Origin of the sequence: Thermus sp. (assembly GCF_039793865.1) — a bacterium.
Taxonomy (GTDB): Bacteria; Deinococcota; Deinococci; order Deinococcales; family Thermaceae; genus Thermus.
On the sequence record NZ_JBAMMI010000088.1, the window covers coordinates 16,552 to 32,158 of the forward strand.

Sequence of the window (15,607 nt, forward strand, 5' to 3'; positions counted from 1 at the left end):
ATGGACCTCTTGAAGAAGGAGTACACCGGCGTCACCTACATCTCGGGGCCCCTGCTCTTCGTGGAGAACGCCAAGGACCTGGCCTATGGGGCCATCGTGGATATCCGGGACGGCACGGGCCGGGTGCGGGGCGGGCAGGTGATCGAGGTCTCCGAGGAGTACGCGGTGATCCAGGTCTTTGAGGAGACCACGGGCCTGGACCTCGCCACCACCAGCGTGAGCCTGGTGGAGGACGTGGCCCGGCTTGGGGTCTCCAAGGAGATGCTGGGCCGCCGCTTCAACGGGATCGGCAAGCCCATTGACGGCCTGCCCCCCATCACCCCGGAGAAGCGGCTTCCCATCGTGGGCCTGCCCCTGAACCCCGTGGCCCGCAGGAAGCCGGAGGAGTTCATCCAGACGGGCATCTCCACCATTGACGTGATGAACACCCTGGTGCGGGGGCAGAAGCTCCCCATCTTCTCCGGCTCGGGCCTTCCCGCCAACGAGATCGCCGCCCAGATCGCCCGCCAGGCCACGGTGCGCCCCGACCTCTCCGGGGAGGGGGAGAAGGAGGAGCCCTTCGCCGTGGTCTTCGCCGCCATGGGCATCACCCAGCGGGAGCTCTCCTACTTCATCCAGGAGTTTGAGCGCACGGGGGCCCTGAGCCGCTCCGTCCTCTTCCTCAACAAGGCCGACGACCCCACCATTGAGCGCATCCTCACCCCCCGCATGGCCCTCACCGTGGCCGAGTACCTGGCCTTTGAGCACGACTACCACGTGCTGGTCATCCTCACGGACATGACCAACTACTGCGAGGCCTTGCGGGAGATCGGCGCCAGCCGTGAGGAGATCCCCGGGCGCCGCGGCTACCCCGGCTACATGTACACCGACCTGGCCACCATCTACGAGCGGGCCGGGGTGGTGCAGGGGAAGAAGGGAAGCGTGACCCAGATCCCCATCCTCTCCATGCCCGACGACGACCGCACCCACCCCATCCCCGACCTCACGGGCTACATCACCGAGGGGCAGATCCAGCTCTCCCGGGAGCTCCACCGCAAGGGCATCTACCCGCCCATTGACCCCCTGCCCTCCCTCTCCCGGCTCATGAACAACGGCGTGGGCAAGGGCAAGACCCGGGAGGACCACAAGCAGGTCTCCGACCAGCTCTACTCCGCCTACGCCAACGGGGTGGACATCAGGAAGCTGGTGGCCATCATCGGCGAGGACGCCCTCACGGAGAACGACCGCCGCTACCTGCAGTTCGCCGATGCCTTTGAGCGGTTCTTCATCAACCAGGGCCAGCAGAACCGCTCCATTGAGGAGAGCCTGCAGATCGCCTGGGCCCTCCTCTCCATGCTCCCTCAGGGCGAGCTCAAGCGGATCTCCAAGGACCACATCGGCAAGTACTACGGCCAGAAGCTGGAGGAGATCTGGGGCGCGCCCCAGGCCTTGGACTAAAGGAGGGCAGATGAGTCAGGTGAGCCCCACCCGGATGAACCTTCTGCAAAGGCGGGGGCAGCTCCGCCTGGCGCAGAAGGGGGTGGACCTCCTCAAGAAGAAGCGGGACGCCCTGGTGGCGGAGTTCTTCGGCCTGGTGCGGGAGGCCATGGAGGCGAGGAAGGCCCTGAACCAGGCGGCCAAGGAGGCCTACACTGCCCTCCTCCTGGCCCAGGCCTTTGACGGCCCAGAGAGCGTGGCCGGGGCGGCTTTGGGCGTGCCCCTCCTGGAGGGGGTGGAGGCGGAGGTGGAAAACGTCTGGGGAAGCAAGGTGCCGAGGCTCAAGGCCACCTTCCCCGAGGGGGTCCTCCTTTCCCCGGTGGGCACCCCGGCCTACACCCTCGAGGCCAGCCGGGCCTTCCGCCGCTACGCCGAGGCCCTGGTCCGGGTGGCCAACACCGAGACCCGCCTGAAGAAGATCGGGGAGGAGATCAAGAAGACCACGCGGCGGGTGAACGCCCTGGAACAGGTGGTGATCCCCGGGATCCGGGGCCAGATCCGCTTCATCCAGCAGGTCCTGGAGCAGCGGGAGCGGGAGGACACCTTTCGCTTGAAGCGCATCAAGGGGAAGATCGAGGCCCGGGAGGCCGAGGAGGAAGGGGGCCGCCCCAGCCCCGCCTTGGAGATCGGGGCGGGCCTTTAATCCCACCCCGTGCTGGCCCAAGCCAGCACGGGGGCCCCGGAGGGGGTCAGAAGACATGGCCCCCGGCAAGGAAGCCCAGAAAGCGAAACTCCCCCCGGGAAGGCCCGGGGGGAAGGTTTTCTTGGGGCTATCCGGCCTTGGCCTCCTTTAGGATCTGGAGGAGGACGGTCTGGAGGATGCCCCCGTTTTTGTAGTAGTCCACCTCCACCGGGGTGTCCAGGCGGGCGACGGCCTGGAAGCGGACCTCGCTCCCGTCCTCCCGCCTCGCCACGATGTCCACGAGCTTCCTGGGCTTGAGGTCCTCGAGGCCCAGGATGTCGTAGACCTCGTAGCCCGTGAGGCCCAGGGTTTCCCGGTTTTCTCCCGGCAGGAACTCCAGGGGCAGGACCCCCATCCCCACCAGGTTGGAGCGGTGGATGCGCTCGTAGCTTTCCGCCAGGACCGCCCTCACCCCTAGGAGGTAGGGACCCTTGGCGGCCCAGTCGCGGCTAGAGCCGGTGCCGTACTCCTTCCCGGCGATGACCAGGAGGGGCGTGCCCTCGGCCTTGTAGCGCATAGCCACGTTGTAGACGAAGTCCACGTCACCCTCGGGGAGCTTCTTGGCGTAACCCCCCTCAATGCCCTCCAGCATGAGGTTCTTGATGCGGATGTTGGCGAAGGTGCCCCGCATCATCACCTCGTGGTTGCCCCGCCGGGAGCCGTAGGAGTTGAAGTCCTCGGGCTTCACCCCCTTGCTTAAGAGGTACTGCCCGGCGGGGCTCTTCACGGGGATGGCCCCCGCGGGGGAGATGTGGTCCGTGGTCACCGAGTCGCCGAGCACCAGGAGGACCCTGGCCCCCCGGATGTCCTCCACCTTCCGCTCGCCCAGGTCCTCAAAGAAGGGGGGGTTCTGGATGTAGGTGCTCTCGGGGTCCCAGCGGTAGAGCTCCCCGGTGGGGGCGGGGAGGGCCTGCCAGCGCTCGTCCCCCTCAAAGACCTTGCTGTACTCCTTCTTGAAGAGCTCGGGGTCCAGGGTCTTCCGGATGGCCTCCTGGATCTCCGCCATGGAGGGCCAGATGTCCTTGAGGTAGACGGGCTTGCCGTTGGGGTCATGGCCCAGGGGCTCCGTGGTGAAGTCAATGTCCATGCGCCCCGCCAGGGCGTAGGCCACCACCAGCATGGGGCTCGCCAGGTAGTTGGCCTTGACGTGGGGGTTGATGCGGCCCTCAAAGTTGCGGTTCCCGGAGAGGACGGCGGCCACCACCAGGTTCCCCTCCTCCACCGCCTTGGCGATGTCCTCAGGAAGCGGCCCGGAGTTCCCGATGCAGGTGGTGCACCCGTAGCCCACCAGGTGGAAGCGGAGGGCCTCGAGGAAGGGCATGAGCCCGCTCATCTCCAGGTAGTCCGTCACCACCTTGGAGCCGGGGGCGAGGGAGGTCTTGACCCAGGGCTTGGTGTCCAGGCCCGCCTCCACGGCCTTCTTGGCGAGAAGCCCCGCCCCGAGCATCACCGAGGGGTTGGAGGTGTTGGTGCAGCTGGTGATGGCGGCGATGACCACGGAGCCGTGGGCGAGCTCAAACTCCTCGTCCTTCCGCTTTACCAGGACCTTTTTCTGGAGTTGGTCCTCGGAAAGCCCGAAGCCCTGCTCCTTCACCGGCTTGGTGAGGTGGAGGAGGAAGCTCTTCTTGACCTCCTTGAGGGGCACCCGGTCCTGGGGGCGCTTGGGGCCGGCGAGGGAGGGCTCCACCGCGCTTAGGTCCAGCTCCAGGTGCTCGGAGTACCGGACCTTCTCCTCGGCCTCCGGGGTGCGGAAGAGGCCCACCGCCTTGGTGTAGGCCTCCACCAGCTCCACGAGTTCCTCGGGGCGGCCCGTGAGGCGGAGGTAGTTCAGGGTCTCCTCGTCCACGGGGAAGAAGCCCATGGTGGCCCCGTACTCCGGGGCCATGTTGGCGATGGTGGCCCGGTCGGCCAGGGAGAGCTTGGCCACCCCGGGGCCGTAGAACTCCACGAACTTGCCCACCACCCCGTGCTTGCGCAGGATCTCGGTGACGGTGAGGACGAGGTCCGTGGCCGTGGCCCCCTCGGGAAGCTCGCCGAAGAGCTTGAAGCCCACCACCTTAGGGGCGAGCATGTAGTAGGGCTGGCCCAGCATCACCGCCTCGGCCTCAATGCCCCCCACGCCCCAGCCCAAAACCCCCAGGCCGTTCACCATGGTGGTGTGGCTGTCGGTGCCCACCAGGCTATCCGGGAAGGCCAGGGTGAGCCCGTCCCGCTTTTCGGTCATCACCACCTTGGCCAGGTACTCCAGGTTCACCTGGTGGACGATGCCCGTGCCCGGGGGCACCACCCGGAAGTTCTCCAGGGCCTGCTGGCCCCACTTGAGGAGGAGGTAGCGCTCCTTGTTCCTCTCGTATTCCTTCTCCACGTTGTAGAAGAAGGCGTAGGCCGTGCCGAAGGCGTCCACCTGCACCGAGTGGTCAATGACCAGGTCGGCGGGCACCACGGGGTTGATGCGCTTCGGGTCCCCGCCCCGCTTGGCCACGGCGTCCCGCATGGCCGCGAGGTCCACCACCGCCGGGACCCCGGTGAAGTCCTGAAGGATGACCCGGGCGAGCTTCAGGGGCACGTTGATCTCCCCGGGCTCGGGTTGCCAGCGGGCCAGGGCCTCTATGTCCTCCCGGGTGACCTGGTAGCCGTCCTCGTTGCGGAGGAGGCTTTCCAGCATCACCCGGATGGAGAAGGGGAGGCGGGAAACCTCCGCCACGCCCTTCCGCTCCAGCTCCAGGAGGTCGTGGTAGCCGTAGGTGCCGCTTGGGGTTTTAAGGGTTTTTAGGGTTTGGAAGCTGTCCTTCATGGTGCTCCTTTCCCTTCCCCCGTTCGGGAAAGAGGGCGTGCCACTCGCTTCTTTTGGGGGAAGATTCCAGCCCGAGGGGGGGCGCCCGCCCCGGCTTTCCTCACTATAGCACTTCCGTAGGTTCAGCTCCGCCCGCGCTCCCGGGCCCGGCGCCTTCTCCGCGAGGAGGGGGATGGCCCTCCCCCAGGTTCTCCGCCATGGCCTATAGGACGCGCTCGTGGGTCCGGTCCATGCCCCTAAGTACCCCACCGCGGTTTTTGCCGCGGCGGGGGCCCCAAAAGAGCTTTCCCACGGCCTAAGCTTGAGCATCCCGTGTTGCAAAGCCAAGGTGCGGGCACTTAGCGTAGCGCCTTGGGGGAGGGGGGCGTGTCCCACCCCAGGCCCTCGAGGAAGAGGAGGACCTCCGCCCTCACCTCCTCCCACAAGGCCTCCCGGGGGCGTTTGAGGGGCCTATCCCCCCTTTGGGCCCCGTAGGCCCCGAAGCCCGCGTGGTTTAAGCCCTCCACGAAGACCACCCGGGCCTTTTTGGGAAGCCTTTTGGCCTTCTTTCGGGCCTCCTCCGGGGGAAGGAGGCCGTCTTCCGTGCCGAAGAGGGCGAGGGTGGGGAAGGCCTCCTCGGAGAGGTCCTCCTCGGGGTAGGCGGCGAAGAGGACGAGGGGAAGCTTTTCTTGGGCCGCCACTCCCGCCGCCACCACCCCGCCCAGGCTGTGCCCGCCCACCGCCAGGGGGAGGCCAGGGTGGGCCCGCCCCGCCTCGAGGGCCCGCTCCTTCGCGAGGAGGGCGATGCCCTGGGGCACCTTGAGGAGGACCATCCCGTACCCCGCCTCCACCAGGGGGGCGAGGACGGGGGCGTAGGCCAGGGGGTCCACCCGCGCCCCGGGGTAGAAGGCGAGAAGGGCCTTGGGGGCTTTGGGGAAGAGCTCCAGGCCGTAGGAAGCTTCCTTCGGGACCAGGCCCGCCCGGCTTAGGTAGCCTTGGACCCAGGCCTCCGCCGGGTAGGGCCGGAAGAGGTAGAAGGTGGCCCCCACCAGGGCTCCCCCCAGGGCCAGGGCCAGGAGGAAGAGGAAGAGAAGGAGGCGCTTGGCCGCCATGCCTCACCTCAGGGCTTCCTTGGCCCTGGCCCGTCGCCCCTCAAAGGCGTAGAAGGCGGCGGGAACCACGAATAGGGTGAGGAGGGTGGAGGAGAGGAGCCCGCCCAGGATGATGACCCCGAGGGGCCTCCGGTACTCCGCCCCTTCCCCGGTGCCCAGGAGGAGGGGAAGGCTGATGATGAGGACGGTGAGGGTGGTCATGAGGATGGGCCTGAGCCTGAGCCTCGCCGCCTCCACCAGGGCCGCCTTTAGGGGCATCTCCTCCATCCGGCGCACGGCGAAGTCCAGGAGGAGGATGGCGTTTTTGGTGACCAGGCCGATGAGCATCACCACCCCGAGCACGCTGATCACGTCCAGGCCCGTCCCCAGGAGGTAGGTGAGCCAGAAGGCCCCCACCAGGGCCAAGGGCACGGGGAGGAGGAGGTAGAGGGGGTAGCGCCAGGCGTTGAACTGGCTGGCGATGACTAGGTAGTTGAGGACCAGGGCCAGGAGGAAGGCCAGGGGGGCGAGGCGGGCGAGCTCCCCGGTGAAGCTCCCAAGGCCCGTGGCCAGAAGTTCCACCCCATCCCCCAGAAGGCCCTTTTCCCGAAGCTCCCGCTCCAGCTCCCGCTGGATCTGGAGGCTTCCCGGGGCCTCGGGGCGCAGGTTGACGTTGATCCCGGCGGCGTAGGCCTGGTTGCGGCGGGAGATGAGGGTGGGGCCGGGCCTCTCGGCGAAGCCCCCCAGGCTCCCGAGGGGCAGGAAGGCTTGGAGGGCGGGGGCGTAGACGGGAAGGGCAAGGAGGTCGGCCTCGCTCCCTAGGCGCAGGGGGTCGGCCTGGACCACCACGGGGAACTCCTCCCCGCTCCTCCTCGCCGTGGCCGCCTGGACCCCCGAGAGGTAGAGCCTCAGGGCCTGGGCCAGGTCCTGGGGGGTGAGGCCGGTGCCGGAGAGCCGGGCCGGGTCCGGCACGAAGACCCTTTCCCGCTGGGTGGCCTCGAGGGTGCTCTTCACCGAGAGCACGTAGGGCTTCTTGGCGATCTCCTCCACCACCTCCCTCGCCCGCCTTTCCAAGAGGGCGCGGTCTGGGCTCACCAGGAAGAACTGGAGGTCGGCGTCCCCGGCCTCGGGGCCGGTCTGGGCCAAGACCCGGAGGTCCGCCCCCGGGAAGTCCTTGAGGGCCTCCCTGCCCTCCCGGTTGAAGGCCTCGGTGAGGGCGAAGATGTCCGGCCGCTCCCCCTTGGGCTTGAGGACGATCTGGAGCTGGACCCGGGAGGGGTCCCCCACCTGGGCCCCGCCCGTGGCGCTCGCCCCCACGATGGTCACCACCCGGGCCACGGCGGGGTGGGCCAGGAAGTAGGCTTCCAGGGCCCTCGCCGCCCGGTCGGAGACGGAAAGGGGGGTGTCCTTGGGCAGGAGGAGGGTGGCGGTGAGGACCCCGGTGTCCGAGCGGGGGGTGAAGTTGAAGGGGATGCGGGGCAGGATGGGGAAGAGGGAGAGGAAGGCCAAGAGGGCAAGCCCGAGGACCAGCCGGGGCCGACGGAGGGCCCCTTGCAGGGCCTGGGCGTAGGCCTCGGTGAGGCGCCCCAAGGCCCCTTCCGCCCCCTGGTGGAGGAAGCGGGCGAGGGCCCCGAGGAGGGCCAGGAGGAGGCGGCCCAGGTAGCGCCCGAGGCCCAGGAGGGCGGGGTAGAGGACGAGGAGGAGAAGGTGGAGGGGGCCTTGGCGGGAGAGGAGGAAGGCCAGGGCGAGGCCGAGGAGGAGCCCAAGGGGGGCGCGGAAGCCCCGGCGGTAGGCCCAGGCGAGGTCCTGGGGGAGGAGGAGGGCCCCCTTGAGGGCCTCCTTGAGGGCGGGGGGTTCGGGGTCGGGGAAGTAGGCCAGGCGCACCGTGAGGAAGAGCAGGGCCTCCAGCCAGCTCACCGCGATGGCCGCCGCCATGCCGAGGCCGAACTGCTGGAAGATCTGGCCGATGAGCCCGGGGAGGAAGCTTATGGGGAGGAACACCGCAAGGAGGCTTAAGGTGGCCGCGGCCACGGCCACGCTCACCTCGCTCGCTCCCTTGAGCACCGCCTCCTTGGGGCCTAGGCCCATCCTGCGGTAGCGGTCTATGTTCTCCGCCACCACGATGGAGTCGTCCACCACGATGCCCACCGCCACGGTGAGGGCGAGGAGGCTGATGAGGTTGTAGGTGAAGCCGAGGAGCCCGAAGAGGAGGATGGCCCCGGAAAGGGTGATGGGGATAGCGAGGATGACGGAGAAAACGGAGTTGAGCTTGCCGAGGAAGACGAGGACCACCAAGGAGACGGCGAGGGCCGCCAAAAAGGCCTCCCGCACCGTGTCCAAAACCGCCCCCCGGATGAACCGGGTGGAGTCCAGGGCCACCTGGGCGCGGTAGCCTCGAGGAAGCCCCACCTCGGCCAGGGCCCGCTTCACCCCTTGGGCCACGGCCACGGCGTTGGAATCGGGGGTCTTGACCACGGCGAGGAGCACGGCGGGGCGGCCGTTCACCCGGTTCAGGGTGGTGGGGGCCTCGCTTTCCTCCACCACCCGGGCCACGTCCCCCACCCGGAGGCCCCGGGAGGCGTCCAGGAGGAGGCCCGCCACCTCCTCCGCCCGAGCTGGGGTGGAGTGCAGGGTGTAGACCAGCCGCTTCTCCCCCTCGGTGAGGGCGCCCAAGGGGAGGTTCAGGGCCGAGGCGCCGATGGCCTGGACCACCTGCCCCCCTGCCACCCCCAGGGCCTGGAGGCGGTCTGGGTCCAGGTAGACCTTGAGGACCCGCCTCGGGGCCCCGGTGAGGCGGATGTCCGCCACCCCGGGGACCAGCTGGAGCCTGGGCTTTAAGGTGCGCTCGGCGTAGCGCAGGACCCGGGAGAGGTCCTCCCCGGGGGCCTCGAGGGCCAGGTAGAGGATAGGGCTCGCCGAGGGGTCAAACTTCTGCACCACCGGGGCCGAGGCGTCCTTGGGGAGGGCGCCCCGGGCCGCCGCCACCTTCTGGCTCACCTCCACCGCCGCCTGGTCCACGTTTACCCCCTGCCGGAACTGGAGGAAGACCAGGCTGAAGCCCTCGGTGGAGCTTGAGCCCAGGGTGTCCAGGCCGCTTAGGGTGGAGAGGGCGTCCTCCAGGGGCTTGGAGACCTGCTCCGCCACCTCCTCCGGGCCCGCCCCGGGGTAGCCGGTGGAGACCGCCACCACGGGCACGCTGAACCGGGGCAAAAGCTCCACCCCAAGCCCGAGGCCGAGGAGAAGCCCCACCAGCACCAGCCCCACGAAGATGGCGGTGGCGAAGACGAAGCGCTCCACGAAGAAGGCCACCAGGGGGTTTTCCCTCACCGCACCACCTCCACCGGGTCCCCCTCCCTAAGCCCCTCGGGTAGGGGATGGACCACCAGGGCCCCTTCGGGAAGGCTCTCCACCGCCACCCGGTCCCCCTCCTGGGCGAGGAGCCGCACCTCCTGCCGCCGGGCCTTCCCCCCCTCCACCCGGTAGACGAAGGCTTTGCCCTCCTCGGCCCTTAGGGCCCCCGCGGGGAGGAGAACGCCCTCGGCGAGGCGTTCCCGGTAGCGCACCTCCGCCGGGCCCGGGGTGAGGGGGGCTTGGGGCTTCAGCACCACCTCCAGCAGCCGGGTCTGCCCCGGCAGGTCGGTCTTGCGGAGGAGGCGGGCCGCCACCTCCTTGCCGTCTTGCCGCAGGAGGAAGGGGGTTTCGGGGGAGAGGGCCGAGGCCTTCTCGGGGGGCAGGTAGACCTTGGCCAGGAGGTTTTCCGTGGTGGCCAGGCGGAAGGCCCGGCTACCCGTTCCCAGGAACTCCCCCTCCTTGGCGTAGACCTCCACCACCTCCCCGGCGAAGGGGGCCCGCACCACGCTCTCCCTGAGGTTCCGCTCCGCCTGGCGCACCTGGAGGCGGGCGGCCTCCACCTGGAGCTCCAAGAGCCGCACGTCCTCGGCCCGGTCCAGGCGGGCCAGGGCCTCCCTGGCGCTCTCGTAGGCGCTTTGGGCCTGCTGGTACTGGGCCTCGAGGGCCTTCAGGTCCAGGGGGGCCAAAGCCCCCACCTCCAGGAGGGCTTTCCCCTCCTCGTAGCGGCGCTTGGCCGCCTGGAGCTGGGCCTCCGCGGCCTTTAGCTGGGCGAGAAGGGCGGCCCGGCTTCCCGAAAGCTGGCTCCTGGCCCGCTCCAGGTTGGCCTCGGCCTGGGCCAGGGCGAGGCGGGCCTGGGCCAGGGCTTCCTGGAAGGGGGCGGGGTCCAGAAAGACCACCCCCTCCCCCGCCCTGACCCGGCTTCCCGGGGGCAGGGCGCGCACCACCCGCCCGGCGGCTCCCGCGGCCACCAGGCTGTCCTTTTCCGCCTGCAGGGAGGCGGAAGCCCGGGCCTCCCGTTCCAGCGCCCCGCGCCTCGCCTCCACCACCCGGACCTGGGCCCGGGGAGGGCCTTCCTGGGCGGGGCCGGGGGCTTCGGCCTTCCTCGGGCCGCAGGCGAAGAGGAGGAGGGGAAGGAGCAAGAGAAGAGGCCTCATGGTTCACCTCGAGGCCAGAAGGCCGTAGTGGGCCTTCAGGTAGGCGTGCTTGGCCTGCTCCCAGGAAAGCTCCGCCTGGAGGAGGGAAAGCTCCGCCTGGAGGAGGCTTAAGCGGCTCGCAAGGCCCGCCCGGAAGCGCTTCTCCTCGGCGGCGTACCGCTCCTTGGCCGCCCGGTAGGCCTCCTCGGCGGCCTTCACCCCCTGGAGGAGGGGGGAAAGCTGGGCGTAGCGGGCCTCGAGGCCTACCCGGAGGGAGCGCTCCAGGTTTTCCAGGTTGGTCCCCACCGCCTTGATCTGGTCCTCCAGGGCCTCTATGTCCTTCCTGGGGGCGAAGCCCTCGTCCAGGAGGCCCCGCTGGAAGCGGAGGAGCTCCAGGGACTGCCGGAGCTGGAGCAGGTCGGCGTGGGCCCGCAGGAGGTCCTCCACCACCCCCTTTTCCGGCGGGGGGGGAAGCTCGGCCACGGGCTCAGGCTTCCAGGGGCCCACCAGGTTTTCCAGGGCGGCCCTGGCGCTCTCCAGGCTCTTTTGGGCCAGGTCCAGGTTCTTCCTGGCCTCCAGCACCCGGTTGCTCGCCTCCAGGAGGTCCAAGGAGGTGGCCCCGCCCCCCTTGGCCCGCACCTCAGCGGCCTTTAGGGAAAGCTCCGCCACCTCCAGGGCCTTCGCCGCCAGGCGCGCCTGGATCCCGGCCTCCAGGGCCTGGGTGTAGGCCGCCACCAGGTCGCTTTCCGCCTGGGCCAGGGCCCTTCGGTACTTGGCCTCGGCGAGGGCCAGGGCCTGCCGGGCCTGGAGCTCGGAGAGGGGGGTGAGGAGGGGGTCCTGGAGGAGGCGGGCCAGGTCCTTGGCCTTGGCCTCCACCTCCATGCGGGCCAGGGTGACGCCCGCCGCCTCCTGGGCCTTCTTCAGGGCCTCGGGAAGGGGCTGGGCCAGGGCGGGAAAGAGCAGGAAAAGGGCAAGAAGGGCTTTCTTCACGGGTTCACCTCCAAAAGTTCGCCGTAAAGCTGGTAAAGCTCCATCCATTTGCTCAAGAGGTCGCTTTGGGCCTGCAGGAGGGCGAGCTCCGCCTGCAAGAGGCTAAGCTCCGCCTGCAGGAGGGCGAGGGGGCTTTCCAGGCCGAGTTCCAGGCGCTTTCGGGTTTCCTCCAGGGCCTTAGCCTGGGCCTCCCGCCTCAGGCGGGCCAGGGCCAGGGCGGCTTCGGCGCTCTGGAGGGCGCTCTTCAGGCTTGCCTCCTGGAGCCTGGCCTGCTCCTCCGCCGCCTTCAGGGCCGCCTCCGCCCCCTTCAGCTGGGCCTGGGCGGCCTCGAGGCCCGAGAGGAGCCCGGGGGAGAGGGTGAGGGAGAGGGTGAGCCGGAGCTCCTCCTTGGCGCGGTAGCTCCCCCCCGGTACCTGGGCGGGGGGGCGGGCGGGGTCAGCGCGGGTGTAGGAAAGGGTGGGCTGGAGGGTGCGGCTTCCCAGGCTTAGGGCCAGGGCGTCGTTTCCCGAGGGGTAGAGGAGGTAGCTCGCCTGCGCCTGGGGCAGGAGGTTCCTTAGGGCGCTCTGGTAGGAGATTTCCGCCTCCAGGACCGCGAGCTTGGCCTCCTCCACCGCCAGGTAGGCCCCTCCCTTGGGCGGGGGGATCTCCGGGAGAGGCTTCCCGAGGTCCACGAGGCCCTCCGCCGCCCTTCTTGCCAGGTCCACCCCCCGCCTGGCCTCCTCCAGGCGGTTTTCCGCCTCCTTCAGGTTGAGCTCCGCTTCCCGGAGCTCCTTGGGGCTCCCCTGGCGCTTCCTGGCCGCCTCCAGAGCCTTTTGGGAAAGCTCCAAGGCCTTCCGGGCAACCCTCTCCCCCAGGAGGGCCTGCTGGTAGCGGCCCCAGGCGGCCACCGCCTGGGCCTGGAGGGCGGAGAGGGTGCGGCGGTAGCCCAGCTCGGCCCGCCTCAGGGCGATCCGGGCCCGTTCCCGCCCGTCGGCCACCTCCCCGAAGGGGAAGGGGGTGAGGGAGAGGGAAAGGGTGAGGCTCCCCGTGGTGGCGGGAAGGCTTCCGCAGAGGGCCTCCGGCGCGCACTCGTACCCTAGGCGGGCGTAGCTCCCCTGGACCTGGAGGGCCAAGGGGCTTTCCTGGGCCTCCAGGGCCTTCCTGGCCGCCTCCAGGTAGGCCGCCCCTTGCCGGGCCAGGGGGTGGTCCTGGAGGGGGGCCAGGGCCCCTTGGGCCAGGGCGGGGGCCAGGAGGAAGGGGAGGAGGGCCTTACGCATCCTCCCCCCCCGTGAGCTTCCGCAGGAGGTCGCGGAAGAGGAGGAGCTCATGGGCCTCGAGCCGGGCGAGGCGCTGGCCGAAGAGGGAAAGCCAGGCGGCCTGGAGCCTCTCCGCCACCTCCAGGCCCCTCTGGGTGAGGCGGAGGTGGAGTCGCCTGCGGTCCAAGGGGTCAAGCTCCCGCTTCAGGAGGCCCCCCTCCTCCAGGGAGGCCAGGAGGTGGGAGACCTGGGAGGGCTGGACCTCCAGGTGCTCCGCCAGGCGGGAAGGGGCGCTCACCCCTTCCTTGACCAGGCGCAGGACCTCGGTCTGCAGGAGGGAGAGGCCCTCTTGGGCGAAGGCCTCCTTGGCCTGGGCCAGGAGGAGGCGCATGAGGGTGTAGCCCAGCTGGGAAAGCTCTTGCACCAGGGGGGCGGGCGGTCCGTTCATACCCTTCAACTATACACAAGCCTAAAGGGAAAAACGGGGGCTGGGCCACCCTTTCGTGTACAATGGCGAAAGGTGATATGGACAGACCTCCCAGTCGGTGGCTCTTCCTCCTGCCCTTCGGCTCCCTAGCCCTGGCCCAGTCCCAAGCGCCAAGCCCCCTGGAAATCCTCTCTCTGGCCGGCCTTCTCTTCCTTTCCGCCGCCTTCTCCGCCAGCGAGACCGCCTTCACCGCCCTTTACCCCTGGAAGCTCAAGGAGCTGGCCGAGGCTAAAGGCGGGCCCTTCCGCCTCCTGGCCCAGGACATCACCCGCTTCCTCACCACCATCCTGGTGGGCAACAACCTGGTGAACATCGCCGCCACCGCCTTGGTGACGGAGCTCGCCACGGAAGCCTTCGGCTCGGCGGGGGTGGGGGTGGCCACGGGGGTCATGACCTTCCTCATCCTCTTCTTCGGCGAGATCACCCCCAAGTCCTTGGCGGTGCACCACGCGGTGGCCGTGGCCCGGCTGGCGGTCTGGCCCATCTACTTCCTCTCTATCCTCCTCTACCCCGTGGGCCGCTTCTTTAGCTTCATTTCGGGGACCCTCCTTCGCCTCTTGGGCCTCGAGCCCCGGGACGCTTCCCTGGTCTCGGAGGAGGAGCTCAAGCTCATCCTGGCGGGGGCGGAGGAGGCGGGCACCATTGAGGCCCAGGAGGAGGAGATGATCCACTCCATCCTGGAGCTGGAGGAGACCCCGGTGCGGGAGATCATGACCCCCCGGGTGGAGATGGTGGCCATAGAGGCCGAGGCCACCCTGGAGGACTTCCTCCACCTCTTCCGCGAGCACCGCTACAGCCGGGTGCCCGTCTACCGGGAAAGCGTGGACCACATCGTGGGGGTGGCCTACGCCCAGGACCTCCTCACCTACTACTGCGAGGAGGACCTGAAGCGGCGCACCGTGGCCTCCATCGCCCACCCCCCCTATTTCGTCCCCGAGAACATGGACGCCTGGACCCTCCTCAAGGAGCTCAGGCGCCGCAAGGTGCATCTGGCTATCGTGGTGGACGAGTTCGGGGGCACGGCGGGCCTCGTGACCCTGGAGGACGTCATGGAGGAGATCGTGGGGGAGATCTACGATGAGACCGACGAGCCCGAGGACGCCCCCATCAAGCGCCTCCCCGACGGGACCCTTTCCATCCAGGCCCAGACGCCCATAGACGAGGTCTCCGAGGCCTTGGGGGTGGAGCTTCCCGAGGGGGAGTACGACACCCTCTCCGGCTTCCTCTACGAGCAGTTCGGGCGCATCCCCGGGGTGGGGGAGAGCGTGGAGTGGCAGGGCTTCCGCTTCGTGGTGGAGAGCGCCGACCAGAGGCGCATAGACCGGGTGCGGGTGGAGCGGCTGGTGGAGCATGAGGAAGATTAAAGAGATCCTGGAGGCCCACGTGGGGCGGGCCTACGCCCCCTACTCGGGCTTTCCCGTGGTGGCCCTGGTGGAGGCGGAAGGGGAGTTTTTCCTGGGGGTGAACGTGGAAAACGCCTCCTTCCCCCTTTCCCAGTGCGCCGAGAGGAACGCCGTGGCGGCCATGGTTCTTGCGGGGAAGCGCCGCCTGGAGCGGGTGCATATTTATAGCCCCAAGGGGCCCATCCCCCCTTGCGGGGGGTGCCGCCAGGTCCTCATGGAGTTCGGCGGGCCCGAGGTGGAGGTGGTCCTCCACGGGCCTGAGGAGGAGGTGCGCACCACCTTGGGGGCCCTCCTTCCCCTGGCCTTCCGCCTTTAGAGCTCCAGGACCAGGGTTTCCGTGAAGAAGCCCGGGACCTCGAGGCGGAGCTCCAGCCGTCCGCTTCCTCGCTCAAGCCCGGGCCTCAGGCCCACCACCTGGACCCTCCCCTCCCCCCTCGCCGGGAGGTCCGCCTGCACCAGGAGGCGCTGGCCCAGAAGGACCAGGGCGCCCTCGGCCCGGAGGGGAAGAGGGTTCGGGTTTTCCAGGAAGAGGTTGACCCCGGCCCGGCGCACCCTAGGGGGCTCCAAGGGGAAGGCGAGGCGGGTCCGGAAAAAGGTGAGCCTTTGGCCCAGGGTCTCCCCCTCCAGGGCCACCTCCGCGCCCTCCCGGGAGAGGAGGGCCCGGGCGGTGGCCAGGGCCGCCCCTGGGGTGAGCCTTACCGGGAGGGCCACCTCCTCCTCCCCCGGGGGAAGGGTGCGGTCCAGGGGCACCACCACCTCCCCGAGGCGCAGGCGGGTCCCGAAAGCGGAAAGGGGGAGGGGGAAGGGGTTGGGGTTCTTGAAGCCCACCCGCACTTCCAGGAGGAGGGCGGGCTCCGGGGAAAGCTCCAGGCCCCGGAGGTTCGCCCCCAGGAAGCGGGCCTCGGGGGCGAGGGGCCTCGGAGCGCAGGCGGCCAGGGCCAAAACGGCGAGCAGGAGCGCTTTTCTCATACTTTTACCTCCCTATC

The 15,607-nt window shown here is 69.4% G+C and carries 12 protein-coding genes; 4 read left to right on the top strand and 8 right to left on the bottom strand.

Translation table 11 applies throughout. The features are described 5' to 3' along the window. Entirely contained in the window at positions 1-1,437 is a 1,437-nt protein-coding gene (locus tag ABJK26_RS08310; RefSeq protein ID WP_347241814.1) for a V-type ATP synthase subunit B, read from the top strand. 10 nt (positions 1,438-1,447) lie between these two features. Beyond that, a complete protein-coding gene (atpD, locus tag ABJK26_RS08315; RefSeq protein WP_347241815.1) occupies positions 1,448-2,119 on the top strand; it encodes a V-type ATP synthase subunit D in 672 nt (223 codons plus the stop codon). 127 nt (positions 2,120-2,246) lie between these two features. Here atpD and acnA read toward each other — a convergent pair whose 3' ends face one another. The 7 genes from acnA to ABJK26_RS08350 form a co-directional block, all read right to left on the bottom strand. Continuing rightward, entirely contained in the window at positions 2,247-4,952 is a 2,706-nt protein-coding gene (acnA, locus tag ABJK26_RS08320; protein ID WP_347241816.1) for an aconitate hydratase AcnA, read from the bottom strand. 338 nt (positions 4,953-5,290) lie between these two features. Then, positions 5,291-6,043 (bottom strand): alpha/beta hydrolase, encoded by a 753-nt coding sequence (locus tag ABJK26_RS08325; RefSeq protein WP_347241817.1) that lies wholly within the window; start codon positions 6,041-6,043, stop codon positions 5,291-5,293. Between the two features lie 3 nt (positions 6,044-6,046). Then, positions 6,047-9,349, bottom strand: a complete 3,303-nt coding sequence (locus tag ABJK26_RS08330; RefSeq protein WP_347241818.1) for an efflux RND transporter permease subunit — start codon at positions 9,347-9,349, stop codon at positions 6,047-6,049. Continuing rightward, positions 9,346-10,527 carry an HlyD family efflux transporter periplasmic adaptor subunit gene (locus ABJK26_RS08335; protein ID WP_347241819.1) on the bottom strand — a complete coding sequence of 394 codons (1,182 nt, stop codon included), beginning with the start codon at positions 10,525-10,527 and terminating at the stop codon, positions 9,346-9,348. Before ABJK26_RS08335 ends, ABJK26_RS08330 begins: the two co-directional genes overlap by 4 nt. Before the next feature lie 3 nt (positions 10,528-10,530). After that, positions 10,531-11,496, bottom strand: a complete 966-nt coding sequence (locus ABJK26_RS08340; protein ID WP_347241820.1) for a TolC family protein — start codon at positions 11,494-11,496, stop codon at positions 10,531-10,533. Next, complete coding sequence (locus ABJK26_RS08345; protein ID WP_347241821.1) at positions 11,493-12,752, bottom strand: TolC family protein; 1,260 nt, start codon at positions 12,750-12,752, stop codon at positions 11,493-11,495. The genes ABJK26_RS08340 and ABJK26_RS08345 overlap by 4 nt, the downstream gene beginning before the upstream one ends. After that, entirely contained in the window at positions 12,745-13,179 is a 435-nt protein-coding gene (locus tag ABJK26_RS08350; RefSeq protein WP_347241822.1) for a MarR family transcriptional regulator, read from the bottom strand. Before ABJK26_RS08350 ends, ABJK26_RS08345 begins: the two co-directional genes overlap by 8 nt. Positions 13,180-13,256: 77 nt before the next feature. Here ABJK26_RS08350 and ABJK26_RS08355 point away from each other — a divergent pair, with 77 nt between their 5' ends. Together ABJK26_RS08355 and cdd are read left to right on the top strand one after the other, a co-directional pair. After that, positions 13,257-14,582: a hemolysin family protein gene (locus ABJK26_RS08355; RefSeq protein ID WP_347241823.1), complete on the top strand. Its 1,326-nt coding sequence runs from the start codon at positions 13,257-13,259 to the stop codon at positions 14,580-14,582. Continuing rightward, positions 14,569-14,937 (top strand): cytidine deaminase, encoded by a 369-nt coding sequence (gene cdd / locus ABJK26_RS08360; protein WP_347241824.1) that lies wholly within the window; start codon positions 14,569-14,571, stop codon positions 14,935-14,937. The genes ABJK26_RS08355 and cdd overlap by 14 nt, the downstream gene beginning before the upstream one ends. On the opposite strand, the gene ABJK26_RS08365 is transcribed toward cdd, so the two are convergent. Next, positions 14,934-15,590 (bottom strand): hypothetical protein, encoded by a 657-nt coding sequence (locus ABJK26_RS08365; RefSeq protein WP_347241825.1) that lies wholly within the window; start codon positions 15,588-15,590, stop codon positions 14,934-14,936. The two genes, cdd and ABJK26_RS08365, sit on opposite strands and share 4 nt — an antisense overlap. Positions 15,591-15,607 lie beyond the last annotated feature (17 nt).

Bases quoted from the DNA above. Each gene is read 5' to 3' on its own strand.
- ABJK26_RS08345 (WP_347241821.1), bottom strand. From the start codon at position 12,752: ATGCGTAAGGCCCTCCTCCCCTTCCTCCTGGCCCCCGCCCTGGCCCAA.
- ABJK26_RS08325 (WP_347241817.1), bottom strand. From the start codon at position 6,043: ATGGCGGCCAAGCGCCTCCTTCTCTTCCTCTTCCTCCTGGCCCTGGCC.
- cdd (WP_347241824.1), top strand. From the start codon at position 14,569: ATGAGGAAGATTAAAGAGATCCTGGAGGCCCACGTGGGGCGGGCCTAC.
- ABJK26_RS08310 (WP_347241814.1), top strand. From the start codon at position 1: ATGGACCTCTTGAAGAAGGAGTACACCGGCGTCACCTACATCTCGGGG.
- ABJK26_RS08335 (WP_347241819.1), bottom strand. From the start codon at position 10,527: ATGAGGCCTCTTCTCTTGCTCCTTCCCCTCCTCCTCTTCGCCTGCGGC.
- ABJK26_RS08350 (WP_347241822.1), bottom strand. From the start codon at position 13,179: ATGAACGGACCGCCCGCCCCCCTGGTGCAAGAGCTTTCCCAGCTGGGC.
- ABJK26_RS08355 (WP_347241823.1), top strand. From the start codon at position 13,257: ATGGACAGACCTCCCAGTCGGTGGCTCTTCCTCCTGCCCTTCGGCTCC.
- ABJK26_RS08365 (WP_347241825.1), bottom strand. From the start codon at position 15,590: ATGAGAAAAGCGCTCCTGCTCGCCGTTTTGGCCCTGGCCGCCTGCGCT.
- atpD (WP_347241815.1), top strand. From the start codon at position 1,448: ATGAGTCAGGTGAGCCCCACCCGGATGAACCTTCTGCAAAGGCGGGGG.
- acnA (WP_347241816.1), bottom strand. From the start codon at position 4,952: ATGAAGGACAGCTTCCAAACCCTAAAAACCCTTAAAACCCCAAGCGGC.